Annotated in this window: 2 protein-coding genes; both read left to right on the top strand. The window is 67.7% G+C overall.

From position 1 onward, the window contains the following. The first annotated feature begins 177 nt into the window (after positions 1-177). On the top strand, positions 178-756 hold the full coding sequence (locus tag ACFU7Y_RS43380) for a TerD family protein (RefSeq protein ID WP_224284048.1): 579 nt from the start codon (positions 178-180) through the stop codon (positions 754-756). Between the two features lie 147 nt (positions 757-903). Further along, positions 904-1998: a DUF475 domain-containing protein gene (locus ACFU7Y_RS43375; RefSeq protein WP_224284047.1), complete on the top strand. Its 1095-nt coding sequence runs from the start codon at positions 904-906 to the stop codon at positions 1996-1998. The last annotated feature ends 36 nt before the right edge of the window (positions 1999-2034 follow it).

Below are 2034 nucleotides of genomic sequence, written 5' to 3'. Positions count from 1 at the left end.
GCCCCGGACCTCCGCGGTCCGGGGCCGCCCCGGCTTCGTGCGACCCGGTGCCGCGGTGGTCCGTCGCGCTGCGAGGATGTGAGTTCAGGAAGTTCAGCCGACCGGAGCCGGTCGGCCGGGGCCGCGGGGGACTACACCTGGATGGCGCCCCGGAACAAGCAAGGGAGGAAGAACGTCATGGTGGTCACGCTCGCCAAGGGCGGCAACGTCTCGCTCACCAAGGCCGCGCCGAACCTGACGCAGGTCCAGATCGGCCTCGGCTGGTCCGCCCGTTCGACCACGGGCGCCCCGTTCGACCTCGACGCGAGCGCCCTGATCTGTGGTGGCGGGCGGGTGCTCGGTGACGAGTACTTCGTCTTCTACAACAACCTCAAGAGCCCCGAGGGCTCGGTGGAGCACCAGGGCGACAACCTCACCGGCGGCGACGACACGGGTGACGACGAGGTGGTCCTGGTCAACCTGGACCTCGTCCCGGTGCAGGCCGACAAGGTGATCTTCGCGGTCTCGATCTACGAGGCCGAGGCGCGGCTCCAGAACTTCGGTCAGGTCCGCAACGCCTACATCCGGGTCGTCAACTCGGTCGACGGCCAGGAGATCGCCCGCTACGACCTGTCCGAGGACGCGTCCAGCGAGACCGCGATGATCTTCGGTGAGCTGTACCGCTACGCGGGCGAGTGGAAGTTCCGCGCAGTGGGCCAGGGGTACGCCTCCGGCCTGCGCGGCATCGCACTCGACTTCGGGGTGAACGTACAGTAAGGGCGAAAATCGGACTTGTCGCACCCGACCCGATCATGAGAACAGAGGGCGGTGCGGGGGTGACCTGACCGGGCCGGGCCCGGTCAGGGGCGTCTCGGGGACGAGGCCGCCCCGGCACGGCCAGAACCCGAAAGGTAGCCAACTCCCGTGTTCCTCCGCACATTCGGCTGGTCGTTCGCGATCACCGCCATCGGCCTGGCCGCGGCCGGACTGCTCTGGGGAGCCCAAGGCTTCGGCATCGTGCTGATCCTCTCCATCCTGGAGATCTCCCTGTCGTTCGACAACGCGGTGGTCAACGCCACGGTGTTGAAGCGGATGAACCCGTACTGGCAGAAGATCTTCCTGACCGTCGGTGTCCTCATCGCGGTCTTCGGCATGCGCCTGGTCTTCCCGCTGCTGGTCGTCGGCCTCACCGCGAAGCTCAACCCCGCGACGGTCGTCGACCTCGCGCTGCACTCCGACAAGACCCACGACGGCCTCACCTACGCCCAGTACCTGGAGGCGGCCAACCCGGCCATCGCGGCCTTCGGCGGCGTCTTCCTGCTGATGATCTTCCTCGACTTCATCTTCGAGGAGAAGGACTACAACTGGCTGGCCTGGATCGAGCGCCCGCTGGAGAAGGTCGGCAAGCTGGAGGCCTTCTCCAGCGTCGTCGCCCTCGTCGCCCTGCTGCTCGCCTCCAACTTCTTCGCCGGGGAGCACGCGGAGACCGTCCTGCTCGCCGGTGTCCTCGGCCTGGTCACCTACCTCGCGGTCAACGGCCTCTCCTCGATCTTCGAGTCGGGCCTGGAGGCCGAGGAGGAGCGCGAGGAGGAGGCGGAGAAGGCCGGCAAGTCGATCGTCCAGGTCGGCGGCAAGGCGGCGTTCTTCCTCTTCCTCTACCTGGAGGTCCTGGACGCCTCGTTCTCCTTCGACGGCGTGGTCGGCGCGTTCGCCATCTCCAGCGACATCTTCCAGATCACCCTGGGCCTCGGCATCGGCGCGATGTACATCCGCTCGCTGACCGTCTTCCTGGTCCGCAAGGGCACCCTGGACGACTACGTCTACCTGGAGCACGGCGCGCACTACGCGATCGGCGCGCTGGCGGCGATCCTGCTGGTCGGGATCAAGTACCACATCCCGGAGATCGTCACCGGCCTGATCGGCGTCGCCTTCATCGGACTGGCGCTCGGCTCGTCGATCCTGCGCAACCGGCGTGAGGGCGCGGATGAGGAACCGGAGCTGGTCAGCACCGGCAAGTAGCCGTCCGTCCGGCACGCGAAACGGCCGCCCCCCGGG

The sequence above is a fragment of the Kitasatospora sp. NPDC057542 genome, assembly GCF_042801945.1.
GTDB lineage: Bacteria > Actinomycetota > Actinomycetes > Streptomycetales > Streptomycetaceae > Kitasatospora.
This window is presented reverse-complemented; position numbering and strand designations above follow the sequence as displayed.

What these genes read in the sequence shown, in the direction of transcription:
- ACFU7Y_RS43380 (WP_224284048.1), top strand. Translation starts at nt 178, where the DNA reads ATGGTGGTCACGCTCGCCAAGGGCGGCAACGTCTCGCTCACCAAGGCC.